The 14,429-nt window shown below is 64.5% G+C and carries 14 protein-coding genes; 4 read left to right on the forward strand and 10 right to left on the reverse strand.

What is annotated here, in order from left to right; genetic code table 11:
• Positions 1 to 60: 60 nt before the first annotated feature.
• Positions 61 to 579 carry an adenine phosphoribosyltransferase gene (locus LQ788_RS13765; RefSeq protein ID WP_231441867.1) on the forward strand — a complete coding sequence of 173 codons (519 nt, stop codon included), beginning with the start codon at positions 61 to 63 and terminating at the stop codon, positions 577 to 579.
• A 29-nt stretch (positions 580 to 608) separates the two neighbouring features.
• Here the strand turns inward: LQ788_RS13765 and LQ788_RS13770 are convergent, their stop codons facing one another.
• The gene (locus LQ788_RS13770) at positions 609 to 1,061 is read right to left on the reverse strand and encodes a PTS sugar transporter subunit IIA (protein ID WP_231441869.1); all 453 of its coding nucleotides are present in this window, start codon (positions 1,059 to 1,061) and stop codon (positions 609 to 611) included.
• Entirely contained in the window at positions 1,058 to 1,981 is a 924-nt protein-coding gene (locus LQ788_RS13775) for a MurR/RpiR family transcriptional regulator (RefSeq protein WP_231441871.1), read from the reverse strand. Before LQ788_RS13775 ends, LQ788_RS13770 begins: the two co-directional genes overlap by 4 nt.
• A gap of 122 nt (positions 1,982 to 2,103) precedes the next feature.
• Here LQ788_RS13775 and LQ788_RS13780 point away from each other — a divergent pair, with 122 nt between their 5' ends.
• A complete protein-coding gene (locus tag LQ788_RS13780) occupies positions 2,104 to 4,122 on the forward strand; it encodes an HPr family phosphocarrier protein (protein WP_231441873.1) in 2,019 nt (672 codons plus the stop codon).
• A gap of 25 nt (positions 4,123 to 4,147) precedes the next feature.
• On the opposite strand, the gene LQ788_RS13785 is transcribed toward LQ788_RS13780, so the two are convergent.
• Complete coding sequence (locus tag LQ788_RS13785; protein WP_231447430.1) at positions 4,148 to 4,381, reverse strand: PTS transporter subunit EIIB; 234 nt, start codon at positions 4,379 to 4,381, stop codon at positions 4,148 to 4,150.
• Between the two features lie 173 nt (positions 4,382 to 4,554).
• Here LQ788_RS13785 and LQ788_RS13790 point away from each other — a divergent pair, with 173 nt between their 5' ends.
• Both LQ788_RS13790 and LQ788_RS13795 read left to right on the forward strand, forming a co-directional pair.
• The gene (locus LQ788_RS13790) at positions 4,555 to 5,928 is read left to right on the forward strand and encodes a PTS transporter subunit EIIC (protein ID WP_231441875.1); all 1,374 of its coding nucleotides are present in this window, start codon (positions 4,555 to 4,557) and stop codon (positions 5,926 to 5,928) included.
• 172 nt (positions 5,929 to 6,100) lie between these two features.
• Positions 6,101 to 6,922, forward strand: coding sequence for an aldo/keto reductase (locus tag LQ788_RS13795; protein ID WP_231441877.1), 822 nt, complete (start codon positions 6,101 to 6,103; stop codon positions 6,920 to 6,922).
• Positions 6,923 to 7,061: 139 nt separating this feature from the next.
• On the opposite strand, the gene LQ788_RS13800 is transcribed toward LQ788_RS13795, so the two are convergent.
• From LQ788_RS13800 to epsC, 7 genes are all read right to left on the reverse strand, one after another.
• Positions 7,062 to 8,003, reverse strand: a complete 942-nt coding sequence (locus LQ788_RS13800; RefSeq protein ID WP_231441879.1) for a D-2-hydroxyacid dehydrogenase family protein — start codon at positions 8,001 to 8,003, stop codon at positions 7,062 to 7,064.
• A gap of 147 nt (positions 8,004 to 8,150) precedes the next feature.
• A complete protein-coding gene (gene ilvD, locus LQ788_RS13805) occupies positions 8,151 to 9,863 on the reverse strand; it encodes a dihydroxy-acid dehydratase (protein ID WP_096157301.1) in 1,713 nt (570 codons plus the stop codon).
• 112 nt (positions 9,864 to 9,975) lie between these two features.
• Entirely contained in the window at positions 9,976 to 10,923 is a 948-nt protein-coding gene (locus LQ788_RS13810; protein WP_231441881.1) for a 2-hydroxyacid dehydrogenase, read from the reverse strand.
• Between the two features lie 78 nt (positions 10,924 to 11,001).
• Positions 11,002 to 11,466 carry a MarR family winged helix-turn-helix transcriptional regulator gene (locus LQ788_RS13815; protein WP_231441883.1) on the reverse strand — a complete coding sequence of 155 codons (465 nt, stop codon included), beginning with the start codon at positions 11,464 to 11,466 and terminating at the stop codon, positions 11,002 to 11,004.
• Between the two features lie 2 nt (positions 11,467 to 11,468).
• Entirely contained in the window at positions 11,469 to 12,179 is a 711-nt protein-coding gene (locus LQ788_RS13820) for an NAD(P)H-dependent oxidoreductase (RefSeq protein WP_231441885.1), read from the reverse strand.
• On the reverse strand, positions 12,179 to 13,357 hold the full coding sequence (locus LQ788_RS13825; protein WP_231441887.1) for an LLM class flavin-dependent oxidoreductase: 1,179 nt from the start codon (positions 13,355 to 13,357) through the stop codon (positions 12,179 to 12,181). The genes LQ788_RS13820 and LQ788_RS13825 overlap by 1 nt, the downstream gene beginning before the upstream one ends.
• A gap of 285 nt (positions 13,358 to 13,642) precedes the next feature.
• Positions 13,643 to 14,323, reverse strand: a complete 681-nt coding sequence (gene epsC / locus LQ788_RS13830) for a serine O-acetyltransferase EpsC (protein WP_231441889.1) — start codon at positions 14,321 to 14,323, stop codon at positions 13,643 to 13,645.
• Positions 14,324 to 14,429 lie beyond the last annotated feature (106 nt).

Below are 14,429 nucleotides of genomic sequence, written 5' to 3' on the forward strand. Positions count from 1 at the left end.
GTGACTTCTACGCTACTCCCCCACCTGATGGCACTGCCGCCCACCGAGTATCGTTGACCCGTGACGAATACCGATCTCGAACGCGCGCAGACACTGATCACCTCGATTCCCGACTACCCGCAGCCGGGGGTGAACTTTCGCGATATCTCGCCACTCATCGCTGACGGTCCTGCACTTCGTGCCGTCACCGAGGCGCTCATCGCACCTTTCGAGGGACAGTTCGACATCGTCGGCGGCCTTGAAGCACGCGGCTTCCTCTTCGCCGGAACGATCGCGGCAATGACAGGAGTCGGCATTCTGCCCATCCGCAAGGCCGGCAAACTCCCCCGCCCAGCCGCAGCCGTTTCCTACTCACTCGAATACGGCACCGCGACGATCGAAGGTCCGGACGTGCTCAAGGAAGGCGAGCGTGTCCTGCTCGTCGACGACGTCCTTGCCACCGGCGGAACGCTGACTGCTGCGCAATCACTGGTCAAGGACCTCGGCGCCGAGGTGGTCGGCTCAGCCGTGGTCCTCGAACTCGTCGACCTCGGCGGTCGGACGCTCACCGGAGACGTGCACGCACTCTTCACCGGCTGAGGTCGGCTGCACCGACCCCAGTTGCGCACTCATCCCAGTTCGAGAAGTTGGTCCCCCGCACTCACAGCACCCTCGGCAGTCACTGTCAGCGACTCGGCCTCAGCCTCGAGCACGACGACCGGCACGACGAGAGATCGCCCTGAGTTGCGGGCAGGCTCGGTGTCCCAGGTGATGAGCCGATCTCCCGCGTTCACCGTCTGCCCCGCCTCGACGTGAAGGGTGAAGCCCTCCCCCTTCAGCTCGACGGTGTCGATACCCAGATGGACGAGCACCCCCTGATCGGACTCGGTGGCGATGACGAAGGCATGAGGCTTGAGTGAGCTGAGAGTGCCAGACACCGGAGCCACTGCCGTGACGGTCGACGAGCTCCCGGGATCGATCGCCGTTCCAGGGCCCACGAGCGCCTCGGCGAACACTGGGTCTGGAACATCTGCAAGTGGAATGACGGTGCCACTCACCGGTGAGGAGATCGTGCGCGTCATGATGGGTTTCCTGCCTTTCTTCGACGGGGTGCCAAGCGGCGGTGGGATGTGCCGACGGCATCTCGTGCCCGAGCCCCGCAGCGTTGGAATACAAGAGTGAAGAGAACATCGACGATGAAGAGCTGACCCGTTCGCGAACTCATCGCAGCCGAACGCATGCCCGATTCCCGGGCGGCGACGCCGATGAGAACATGGTCGGCCGAGGTCAGAGTGCTGCGCGGACGAACCGTCAGGGCCACGGTCGGCACCCCGGCTTCCCTGGCGGCAGCGAGAGGTTCGATGATGTCGGTGGTCTCTCCAGAGGCGGAGATGACGACCAGCAGCTCATCTGGTTCCATGAGCACGGTCAATGTCATCGCCATGTGACCTTCGGTGACGGCACGGGCGGTGAGACCGATCCGCTCCAGTTTCGTCGACAGATCCTCAGCGACGAGCCCCGAGGCTCCGATACCGGCGATGACGATCCGCCGTGCCGCGACGATCGCATCGGCTGTGGCTTCGAGTGCGGCGACGTCGAGGTTGGCCGCGGTATCGGCGAGCGCCTGCCGCTCCTCGGCCGCAAGCTTGGCCACGACCACGACGGGATCATCACCGACACTGATATCGGCAGGCAGCCCGCTGGGACGACTCACTTCCTCCTGCGCAGCAGCCGCGGCAAGCAGGGTGCGAAACTCCCGGTAGCCGCTGCAGCCGGCAGCCTGGGCGAGTCGGATCACCGAGGCCTCGGAAGCCTGAGAATGTGCGGCGAGCTGCTGGACTGTCATGGGCACTGCCAGCCGGGGATCGTCGAGGACCGTGCGTCCCACCGCCGCCGGACCGCGGCTGAGCGTGGGCACGAGGGAGCGCAGCCGGGCCAGCACCGAGGCGGAGGCTGCGGAGGTGATGGCCGTCGTTCCGGCCCTGCCCCGAACAGCGCCCACGTTACCTCCTGTGGAGGTTTCCTCCGCATCACTTCCCATAAATCGGAGTTTTGCACCTAGACTGACGATGTGTCAAAGATCACTATCAGGTTCCGACATCGAGGTCGGGGCGAGGAGACGACGTGAGGCTGCAGGGAACCGGCGTGAGCCACGGCTGCGCCCTGGGACCGGTCCACCGCGTGACGCGCACCGTCGACGAACCTTCCGTCGCCCCACGTCCGTCCGATTCCGAGACCGGACCCGAACTCGAGCGCTTCCACGCAGCTGCCGCGGCGGTCGCAGATTCCCAGGAAGCAGCAGCACGCACGGCGCAGTCCACTGCACGCGATGTACTCGAAGCGACGGCGGAGATGGCCGCCGATCCCGCGCTCCTGGCCATCGCGAACCGCCACATCCAAGACGGTCGGCTCACCGCCGAGCGCGCGACGTGGGAAGCCACCGGCGAACTGCGAGCACGCCTCGAGGCCGTCGGCGGATATCTCGGCGAACGGGCCGCGGACATCGATGACATCCGGGACCGGATCATCGCCGCCCTGCGCGGCGGCCCTCTCGGGATCACTCTGCCGACGACACCGTCGATCCTCGTCGGCGAGACTCTGTCGCCGACCGACACGGCTGGACTCGACCCTGACACCGTGCTGGCCATCGTCACGACCAACGGTGGAGCGCAGTCCCATTCGGCCATCCTCGCCCGTACCCTTGGCATACCCGCCGTAGTCGGAGCAGACGCCCACGTGGTCGACATCGACGACGGTACTCAACTCTTCGTCGACGGATCCACCGGAGTCCTCAGCGACGACCCCACCGAGGACGAGCGGGACCGGGCCGTGCAATTCTCCGCGGAGCGTTCCGCGGCACCGGTGCTGACCAGCCACGGCGAACTCGCCTGCGGAACGCGAATCCCCCTGCTGGCCAACGTCGGCTCTGCCACAGAGGCGAAGGCGGCCGCCGAGTCCGGCGCCGAGGGCATCGGGCTGCTGCGCACAGAATTTCTCTTCCTCGATCGCGAGGACGAACCCACCGTGGTCGAACAGACGGAGGTGTATGCGGAGATCTTCTCGCATTTCCCCGGCCTCCCGGTCACCGTCCGCACCCTCGACGCGGGTTCGGACAAGCCCATCCCGTTCATCTGGGGCAGCCGCGACGAACCCAATCCGGCACTGGGAATGCGGGGCTTTCGCACACATTCCTTCGCACCCGAAGTGCTGGAGCGCCAGATCGAAGCGATCGCGCGTGCGGCAAAGTCCGCCACCGCCGAGGTGAAGGTGATGGCTCCGATGATCACCACCCCGAAGGAGGCTGTCCGGTTCGCCGCCCTTGTCCGTGCCGCCGGGTTGGACTCCGCGGGCGTGATGATCGAAACCCCTGCCGCGGCACTGTGTGCCGAATCAGTTCTCGAGCCCGTCGCCTTCGCGAGCATCGGCACGAACGATCTGGCGCAGTACACACTCGCCTTCGACCGCGAGCTCAACGACTACGAGGAACTGCAGTCGGCACGGCAGCCTGCGATCCTCCGCCTCATCGACGCCGTCATTGTGGGCGCCCGGCGCGCTGACGATGGTGACGCTCGCGCCGGTGACGAGTCGAGGGCGGAGGCACGCGCAAACCCGCGTCCCGTGAGTGTCTGCGGGGAGGCCGCGGCCGATCCTGAACTTGCCGTCGTCCTCGTCGGTCTAGGGGTCTCGACCCTGTCGATGTCTGCGCCCGCCCTACCTCGAGTCGCCGCTCGCCTCGCCGAGGTCACCCTCGAACAGGCTCGGGAATCGGCCCTCCAGGCGCTCGACGGCACGCTCTGGACCGACGACGGCGCGAATGCGATGGCATCCGACATCGAGCCGGAGGCGGGCACCGGCACCGGCACCGGCACCGGCACCGAGGCGATTCGGCGCACGATACACGTCACGGCACCAACGGGCCTCCATGCTCGGCCGGCGGCTCTGCTCGCCCGAGCAGTGAAGGCACTCGACGCCGAGATCACCCTGCGTCGTCCCGGAAACGAAGCGACCGCCTCGGCGACCAGCGTCATGGACATCATGGGACTCGGCATCGATCCGGGACACGATGTCGAGGTCAGCGCGTCCGGACCGGATGCCGCCGCCGCGGTCGCAGCCGTGGAGGCGGCGGCCACCGGAGAGGCATGAGATGTCGTGGAACCAACTCCCCGAGTCAGTCGAGCAGATCCTCGATGTCGTCAACCAGATTGTCGGCCTCGGGACCGACGACGACCTGCACCGCATTCCCCTGGACGAGGACTCCGAAGGCTCCGGCACCCTTGAGGACGCGTTCGTCGACAAGGTCCCCGTCGCCGACCTCGACGCGCAACCGCGTGATGCACGCTTCGACCTCGTCGATGTTGTCCGCGCCGCCCAGTCCGGCGACGATCTGCTCCGCTTTGCTCATATCAGCTGCCTTGATCTCCCGCACCCGCGTACCGGTTCCGGGGTTGTGTTCTGCGATGTTCGTCACAAGTCTACGGCGACCAACGGACATTGCCGGAAGCACACGCTGCACCGACGATCCACCGTCGGCGCAGCAACTCCAGCACCGGGCGCATCTCGATTAGGAGGAATCCGATGAACACTGCATCCACCGATGATGCCCCGAGGAAGAAGAAGCGGTCGGTCCCCGGCTTTGCGCAGCTGCAGCGCGTAGGACGCTCCCTCATGCTGCCGATCGCGGTGCTCCCCGCCGCTGCACTGCTGCAGCGGTTCGGGCAACCGGACATGCTCGGCGCCGACGGTTTGGCCCAGTTCGCACCGTGGCTCCAACCGGTGGCCGACACACTCGCCGCGGCCGGTTCGGCACTGTTCGACAACCTGCCGCTCATCTTCGCCGTCGGCGTGGCGATCGGCTTCGCGAAGAAGGCCGACGGTTCCACAGCGCTGGCGGCCGTGGTCGGCTACATGGTCCTCGACGGAGTGCTCACGGCTCTGGCTCCCACCTTCGGATCCGACAGCGGCGACGGCGAGATGGTGATCAACTACGGTGTGCTCGGCGGCATCATCGTCGGCATCGTCACCGCGGTGCTCTATCAGCGCTACCACCGGATCAAGCTGCCCACCTACCTGGGGTTCTTCGGCGGCAGACGCTTCGTGCCTATTGTCACGGCGGTCGCGGCGATGCTCATCGCCGTCGTCATGGCCATCGTCTACCCAGTCTTCGATACGCTCATCAACAAGGGCGTGGGTGGCTTCCTCATGGAACACGGCTCGAACCCGGGCACGGGATTCGTCTTCGGCACGGTCAACCGCCTGCTCATTCCCTTCGGCCTGCACCACCTGCTCAACAACCTGCCGTGGTTCCAGCTCGGTTCGTGCACGAATGCCGCGGGCGATACGCTCCACGGCGACATCACCTGTTTCTACAGCGGAGTCGACGGAACAGCGGCCTGGACCGGATCCTTCATGACCGGGTTCTTCCCCATCATGATGTTCGCCCTGCCGGCCGCGGCTCTCGCGATCTACCGCACGGCCCATCCCAAGCGCCGCAAGGTCGTCGGCGGCATCATGCTCTCGGTGGCACTGACTGCCTTCATCACGGGAATCACCGAACCGCTTGAGTACGCCTTCGCCTACGTCGCATTCCCGCTCTACGCCGTCCACGCAGTCCTCACCGGCACTTCGTTGGCGCTGGTCAACGCCTTGGACATCAAGTCCGGCTTCGGATTCTCGGCCGGAGCCATCGACTATGTGCTCAATCTCGGCCGAGCCTCCGAACTCTCAGGCGGCATCGGACCGGTCCTGCTGCTGCTCGTCATAGGTCTTGCCTATGCGGTGATCTACTACGTCCTCTTCCGGTGGGCGATCATCAAGTTCAACCTGCACACCCCCGGGCGCGAGGACGACGACGAAGCCAGCATCGGCGGCCCCTCGGTCTTCGACGAGGCGCAGGAAGCCGCCGAGAAGTCCACCGGCAAGCGACGCGCCCAGGACGAGGGGCGAAGTTAGTACGCGGTCCTGGCACCGGTGGCCAGCGGCACCGAATTCCACATGACATCGTGTCGATCACACCTGGGAATACCGCACTTCCACCATGACGTTATAGGCTCGCACAGGTACCGTCACCACGGTGCCCGTTTGCAGCACGACAGACCACCAACCCGTGACGAAAGGCGGCACCTTGACGGTTCCCACACTCACACTCAATGACGGCAAGACCATTCCCCAGCTGGGCTTCGGCGTCTTCAAGGTCGATCCCGAGGAGACCGAGCGCATCGTCACCGACGCCCTCGAGGTCGGCTACCGCCACATCGACACGGCCGCCGTCTACGGCAATGAAGAGGGCGTGGGCCGCGCCATTGCGAAGTCCGGAATTGCCCGCGATGAGCTCTTCGTGACCACCAAACTGTGGAACGACCGGCACGGTGCCGACGAGTCGAAGCGTGCCCTGGGCGAGAGCTTGGAGAAGCTGGGCCTCGACCACGTCGACCTCTACCTCATCCACTGGCCGACACCGGAGAACAACAACTCGGTCGAGACCTGGGAGGCCTTCCCCTCCTACCGCGATCAGGGTCTGACGACGTCGATCGGTGTCTCGAACTTCGATCACCGCTACCTGCCCCAGGTCCTCGATACCGGAATCATCCCGGCCGTCGACCAGATCGAATGCCACCCGCAGTTCCAGCAGATCGAGACCCGTCCGCTGCTGACCGAGCACGACATCAAGGTCGAGGCTTGGGGACCGCTGGGACAGGGCAAGGTCGACTATGCCGACACCGTGATCGGCGAGATCGCTTCCGCCCACGGCAAGTCCTGGGCCCAGACCATCATTCGCTGGCACCTGCAGCGCGGGCATGTCGTCTTCCCGAAGTCGAACAACCGCGACCGCATGGCCCAGAACTTCGATGTCTTCGACTTCGAACTCACCACCGCCGAGGTGGCGGCCATCGATGGCCTGGAAAACGGCGGTCGCGTGTCCGGTGATCCCGCCGAGGTGAACTGAGGTTCTGACGTCAGCTGAGGTTTGTGATCTGAACCGAGGTTGAACGTCCAAAGGCCCGCTTGGAGCTTCATCGCTCCAGGCGGGCCTTTTCAGTGTCTTCCAGCAGTACTTTTTGTCATCTCCCATCTGGCCTTGGACGTCAGGTGAGCAGACGAACCGGCTCCCCCGCCATCCACGCGGCGATGTTCTCGACAGTCTGGGTGAAGAAGATCCGATACGTGTCTTCGGTGACATAACCCAGGTGCGGAGTCAGCACGGTCCGCGGAGTGCTGCGCAGAGCATGATCATGTGGCAACGGCTCAAGGTCATACACGTCAATCCCCGCGCCGCGAATGCGACCTTCTGCCAATGCGTCCTGCAGTGCTTCCATGTCGACGAGGCCCGCCCGAGAGGTGTTGATGAAGATGCTGTTCGGCTTCATCAGTGACAGTTCCTTCGCAGCGACAAGCAGGCGGCTGCGTTCGCTGAGCTTATAGTGCACGGTCACGACGTCAGAGGTTGAGAAGAGTTCCTCTTTGCTCACTGCGTGCGCCCCGACATCGGCTGCCCGCTCCTCGTCGAGGTTCTGACTCCAGGCCACGACGTCCATGCCGAAGGCGGCCCCGACCCGGGCGACCTGGGTGCCGAGTCTGCCGAGTCCGATGATCCCGAGTCGGTGCCCGAAGAGGTCACCGCCGACGGTGGACTGCCAGCCGCCGGAGTGCATCGCGGCGTCTTCGGTGGGGATGCTGCGCAGCACCGAGAGAATGAGTCCCCAGGTCAGCTCCGGGGTCGCCGAGGTGGTGGATTCGGTCCCGCAGACCGTGATCCCCTGGGCTCGTGCCGCATCCAGATCGATTGATGCGTTGACTCGTCCCGTGGTCACGAGGAGTTTGAGATCGCGCAACTGGGCCAGTCGCTCGGCAGAGAAGAGGGTGCGTTCACGCATGGCAACGACAACCTCGGCGCCGGCCACCGTCTGCACCAGATCCTCGGTGTCGCGGATCGGACGGGAGACGAATTCGACCTCGGCCCCAAGCTCCTGCCAGTTGGCAAAGTCTGCCGCCACATTCTGGTAGTCATCGAGCACAACAATGTGCATGTCTGTCCCTCCTCGGATGTCGCGGGGTATCAGTGAGATATCGGCCGAGGCGGTGCGAACATTCGTCCGCACCGCCTCGGCGATGGATCGCTCCCCCACACAGCGGTGGGAGGCCAGCCGATGATCAGCTCATCGGCTGGAAGCTGCTCAGAAGCAGACGGCTCCGGTCGACGCCGACTGGACGAGCTTGGCGTACTTGCCGAGCACACCAGTGAGGCGGTGGTTCTCGGGGATCGTCCAGGTCTTGCGACGCTCTTCGAGCACCGACTCGTCAACATGCAGATCGATGGACCGTGCCGCGATGTCGACGGTGATCTTGTCGCCGTCCTCGACGAGTGCGATCGGTCCGCCGTCGACGGCCTCGGGCGCCACGTGACCGATGCACAGTCCCGTCGATCCGCCGGAGAAGCGTCCGTCGGTGATGAGCAGGACGTCCTTGCCGATTCCCGCGCCCTTGATCGCACCGGTGATGGCGAGCATCTCGCGCATACCGGGTCCGCCCTTGGGTCCTTCGTAGCGGATGACGACGACATCGCCCTTCTTCAGCTCACCGTTGAGGACGGCATCCATGGCCGGCTTCTCCTGGTTGAACACGCGAGCGGTGCCTTCGAAGACGTCGGCATCGAAGCCGGCGGACTTCACGACTGCACCTTCGGGAGCCAACGAGCCCTTGAGCACGGTGAGGCCGCCGGTGGCGTGAATCGGGTTGTTGAGCGCGCGCAGGATCTTGCCGTCGGGGTCCGGCGGGTTGATCGTCTCGAGGTTCTCCGCCACGGTCTTTCCCGTCACGGTCATGCAGTCGCCGTTGAGCATTCCGTTGTCGAGCAGAGCCTTCATGATCACCGGCACGCCGCCGATCTTGAACACATCGTTCATCACGTACTGGCCGAAGGGTTTGACGTTGCCCAGGTGCGGGACCTTGTCGCCGATGCGGTTGAAGTCATCGAGGGCGAGTTCGACTCCGGCCTCGTGGGCGATGGCCAACAGGTGGAGGACGGCGTTGGTCGAGCCGCCGAAGGCCATGACCACGGCGATCGCGTTGTGCAGCGATTCCTTCGTGATGATGTCCTTCGTCGTGATGCCCTGGCGGAGCAGGTTGACGACGGCGTCACCGGACTTGCGCGCGAACATCGTGCGGTCGCGGTGGATGGCCGGTGGCGCGGCCGATCCCGGCAGGGACATGCCCATCGCCTCGGCTGCCGAGGCCATGGTGTTGGCGGTGTACATGCCGCCACAGGCGCCTTCACCTGGGCAGACAGCGCGCTCGATGGCGTCGACGTCCTTCTGGGTGATAGTTCCGGCACGGCAGGCGCCGACGGCTTCGAAGGCGTCGATGAGAGTGACTTCCTTCTCAGACCCGTCGGACATCTTCGCGGTGCCCGGCATGATCGAGCCGTTGTAGAGGAAGACGCTGGAGAGGCCAAGACGAGCCGATGCCATGAGCATGCCAGGGATCGACTTATCGCAGCCGGCCATGAGAACCGATCCGTCGAGGCGTTCGGCGCTCATCACAGTCTCAACGGAGTCGGTGATGACCTCGCGGGAGACCAGCGAGTAGTGCATGCCCTCGTGTCCCATGGAGATGCCGTCGGAGACGGAGATGGTGCCGAATTCCAAGGGGAATCCGCCCGACTCGTGCACGCCTTCCTTGGCGGCCGCGCCGAGGCGCTGCAGGGACATGTTGCACGGGGTGATCTCGTTCCAGGACGTCGCAATGGCGATCTGCGGCTTGACCCAGTCGTCATCGCCCATTCCGACGGCACGCAGCATGCCGCGTGCGGCAGTGGCTTCGAGACCGTCGGTGACGTCGCGAGAACGTGGTTTGATGTCCGGTTTGGTGGAGTTCGTATCAATGCTCATGCAGGCACTCTACGCCGGAGCCCATCATGTATAGGCCAAGTTCTCGCATGTTGGAACTTGTTTTGGGCGGTCGCTCGAGAACTGGCTGGCAGTTCCTCGAGAACCGCTGCGATCACTCCGCCGCGACGAGGTTGAGCGGCTGCTCGCCGTCGTTGAGCCGGCGCACCTGCTCGGCCAGGATCTGCACCACCCGTGGCTCGAACGCCGAGGTGTCCCCGCCCTCGTGGGGTGTGATGAGAGTGTTCGGCGTCCCCCACAGCGGATGGTTCTCCGGCAGCGGCTCGGGGTCCATGACGTCAAGCGCGGCATGGAGACGGCCGGTGCTCAGCTCGGCCACGAGGGCATCGGTGTCAACGACCTTGCCTCGAGCAACGTTGACGATGAGAGCGTTGTCGGGCAACAGGGCCAAAAAGTCCTTGTCGACAAGCTTGTTCGTCGACTCGGTCAGAGGCGTGATGAGGACGACGACCTCGGTGTGGGGCAGCAGCTTCGGCAGCTCATCGACACTGTGGATCTTCCCGCGATCATCTTCACGAGCGGTTGTCGCCACCCGCGTGAGGTCGACCTCGAAGGGAGCGAACCGATCGGCGATCGCCGAGCCGATCTCGCCGGCGCCGATGATCATGACGCGGCGATCCTGCAGGGAGCGGTTGCGTTTGTGGTTCCAGATCCTCGCGCTCTGCGCACGAACGGCATCATCGATGCCGCGCAGGCTGGCCAAGGTCAGAGTCAGGGCGAGTTCGGCCGTTCCGCCGGTGTGCACGCCCGAGGCGGTCGCCACCTTGATGCCGCGCTCTGGCAGGTGAGCGACTGGGTCGTACCCGGTGGTCTGGGTGATGACCAGGCCCAGGTTCGGCAGCTCGTCGAGCAGTTCGATGGTCGGTCCCGAATCGAGGTACGGGAGCACGACGACATCGACGTCGTCTCGGCTCAGCTTCGCCGACTTCTCGGCGTCCGAGTAGACGACCAGGTCGACGTTGGCACGTTGGTGCGCCGGAATCCGGGCGATGACGCGGTTGCGGAGTTCAGAATCTGGGAAGGCAATGGTCTTGATCGACATGGACACATTGTCCCACGAACAGGCTCACTCGGGCAGGGGTGATCAGACGGTCCTGTTCGAGCTGGCCCTCAGACAGTCCTATTCGGGCAGAGCCTGACCGATACGCGCGAACACTCGCTCGATGACTTCGAGTTCGTCATCGTCGACGTGGGAGAGGAAGACCTCGTCGATGTTCTCCCGGTGCTGACGCCCCGCGTTGAGGAAGGCCTGAGCACCAGCCTCGGTGAGCCCGACGTTATGCGCTCGTTTGTCGTCTGCGCATTCCGTCTTCGTCACCAGGCCCGCGTCTTCCAACACCTTGATCCGGTAGTTGAGCCGTGAGGGTGAGAACACCAGCTTTTTGGCCAGCACGCTCATCGTCAGCAGGTGCGACGGTTCTTCCCATAGCAGCAGCAGCGTGTTGTAGTCACTGACGGTGAGACCGGCGCGGTCCTTGAGATTGCCCTCGAGGTTCTGCCGGATGCGCTGCGAGGTCTCGAAGTACAGTCGCCACGACCTCTGCGCGAGCGCGTCACGATTCCGGCCGAGTTTGATCTCGACCATCGTCAACCCTCGAGAAGTTGGGCGAAGGGGGTGATGAGCTCGGGATTGAACTCATCGTCGATGCTCGGGTTCCGCTGCGCGCCGCGCCGACCGAACTCGCCGGTCGTCGTGGTCGCGGTGCCGCCGCCGGCGGTCTCACCGGCAGTGCCTGCGTTCGAACCGGTGCCGACACCGTGCAGGCTCGCCGCCAATCCGATCAGCTCCTCGCTGGCCTGAGCGATCCGAGCGTTGAGACTGCGGCCGCCCTCGATGCTGCCCCAGTCATCGGTGGCGGCGAAGACCGTCGTCGGTACGACGATGCCCTTGAGGTAGGACAGCATCGGACGCAGCACAGTCTCCCCCGCCAGCGAGTGCCGAGGCGTCCCACCGGTCGAGCCGATGAGCACAGGCTTGTTCGCCAGCGCCTTTTCGTCGATGAGCTGCCAGAACAAGGTGTGCAGGCCCACCGGAGCGACCTTGTACACGGGTGCCACGGTGACGATCACGTCTGCCGCGGCGACCTGCGCGAAGGCCGCCTCGAGGCTGTCCGAACGGAATCCGGTCAGGGCCATGTCGGTGAGGTCCGAGCTCAGGTTCCGCACGTTGATGTGCTCGGTCTCCGCGCTCAGGTCCACAGCATCCGTCGCCGAGGTGGCGGCTGCGATGATCTTGTTCGAGAGTTTCAGTGTGGTTGAGTCCTCGCTCAGCGAGGTCGTGATGCTGAGAATTCGCATCAGCGATCAGCTCCTTGGGTCTCGTTCTGCTCCGCTGCCCTGGCCTGACGATCGGCGTAGGCACGTGATCCGGGACCACCGCCGGGGATGGGATCGCGGCCCTCACGGTGACGGATGACGAGCGATTCGTGGGTCGGGGCATCGGGGACATCGGCTGGACGGTCCTTCGCGAATTCCTTCCGCAGAACTGGAACGACTTCCTCGCCGAGGAGGTCGAGCTGTTCCAGCACAGTCTTCTGGGGCAGGCCCGCGTGGTCGATGAGGAACAGCTGACGCTGGTAGTCGCCGGCCCATTCGCGGAAGCTCAAGGTGCGTTCGATGACCTGCTGGGGCGATCCGACCGTCAGCGGGGTCTGCGTCGAGAAGTCCTCGAGGCTGGGGCCATGGCCGTAGACCGGTGCGTTGTCGAAGTACGGACGGAACTCCTTGACGGCGTCCTGCGAGTTCTTGCGCATGAACACCTGACCGCCGAGTCCGACGATCGCCTGGTGTGCAGCTCCGTGGCCGTAGTACTCGTAGCGCTGGCGGTAGAGCTGAACCATGCGGGCAGTGTGCGACACCGGCCAGAAGATGTTGTTGTGGAAGTATCCGTCACCGTAGTATGCGGCCTGTTCGGCGATTTCGGGGCTGCGGATCGATCCGTGCCACACGAAGGGCGGGACATCGTCCAGAGGTGTCGGTGTGACGGTGAACCCGTTGAGAGGCGTCCGGAACTTGCCCTCCCAGTCGAGGTTCTTCTCGCGCCACAGGCGGTAGAGCAGGTTGTAGTTCTCGACCGCCAGCGGGATACCCGAACGGATGTCCTTGCCGAACCAGGGGTAGACGGGTCCGGTGTTGCCGCGTCCCATGACCAGGCTGATGCGTCCGTCGGAGAGGTGCTGAGCATAGGCATAGTCCTCAGCGATGCGCACCGGGTCGGTCGTCGTGATCAGTGTGGTGGCCGTCGACAGATGCAGCTTCTCAGTCTGGGCCGCGATGTTCGCGAGCAGGACCGGCGGGTTCGCGGGTGCGACGAACGGCGGGTTGTGGTGCTGACCGGTGGCGAAGACGTCGAGGCCGACCTCTTCGGCCTTCTTGGCGATCTCGACCGTGTTCTTGATCCGCTGATTCTCAGACACCGTGGTACCGTCGGTGGGATCGCTGGTGACGTCTCCGATGGTGAAGATTCCGAGTTCCATGTCTGCTCCTTCTGCTCGCTGTTCGCGAACTCTCCTTGAACTGAATAACTTCAGTTTTGAAGTAACTAGTTGAAAGTTTAACAGACTTGGATTGAGAAGTATTCCCGAGCTCTGTCACGCAACGATCTGAGCTGAGTCACACGGCACCTGGGCTGTGTCATCTGGCTCTCGGAGGGTCCGGGACACAGCAGACGCCGGGCCCTTTGAGTCGAATCCTTTGCGGAAATCGGCTGGGAGGGCCCGGCGTCGACGGTGCTGCGGTGCAGTAGGCGAGTGAGTTCTTGCTCAGATCCAGATGGCGGGATCGATCAGCTCGAAGTCGGCGTAGGCCGAACGTGAGTCACCAGCATCGGACCCGACCGCCTCGGGAGTGGTGCGATTCTTGTAGGGCCTGACCTTGGCAGGGATTCCCACTGCACTCGAATCGGCGGCGACGTCTTTGACGACGACCGCGTTGGCACCCACCGAGGAGTTGTCGCCGACGACGACTGGGCCGAGGATCTTCGCACCGGCACCGACGAGGACATGGTTGCCGATGGTCGGGTGACGCTTCGTCTGCTCCATCGATGTGCCGCCGAGGGTGACCTGATGGTAGAGCATCACGTCATCGCCGATCTCCGAGGTCTCGCCGATGACGACCCCGTTGGCGTGGTCAATGAAGAAGCGTCGTCCGATCTGAGCGCCAGGATGAATCTCAACACCGGTCAGCGTCCTCACCGCCTGTGACATCAGCCTGGCCGGCACCTTGGTGGCATCGCTCTGCCACAGTCGGTGCAGGCCGCGGTGGGCCCAGATCGCGTGCATGCCCGGGTACGAGACCAGCGAAACGAAATCGTTGGTGGCCGCAGGGTCACGCCTGCGCACGGTATCGAGGTCTTCGCGCAGTGTCGCGCGCACCTCGGGTCGACTCAGCCCATAGGCTGCCGCGCCGATCGCCGCCGCCGCCACGGTCCACAGTGCCTTCATCTCAACAGCCCTTCTTACTCGTGATCGTCAATCCTCAATGCCGCGAGGGCGCCAAACATGTGTTTGACGCCCTCGCCGCAGAACCGGCATCTGCCTGCGGCGATGC

The sequence above is a fragment of the Brevibacterium zhoupengii genome, from assembly GCF_021117425.1.
Taxonomy (GTDB): Bacteria; Actinomycetota; Actinomycetes; order Actinomycetales; family Brevibacteriaceae; genus Brevibacterium; species Brevibacterium zhoupengii.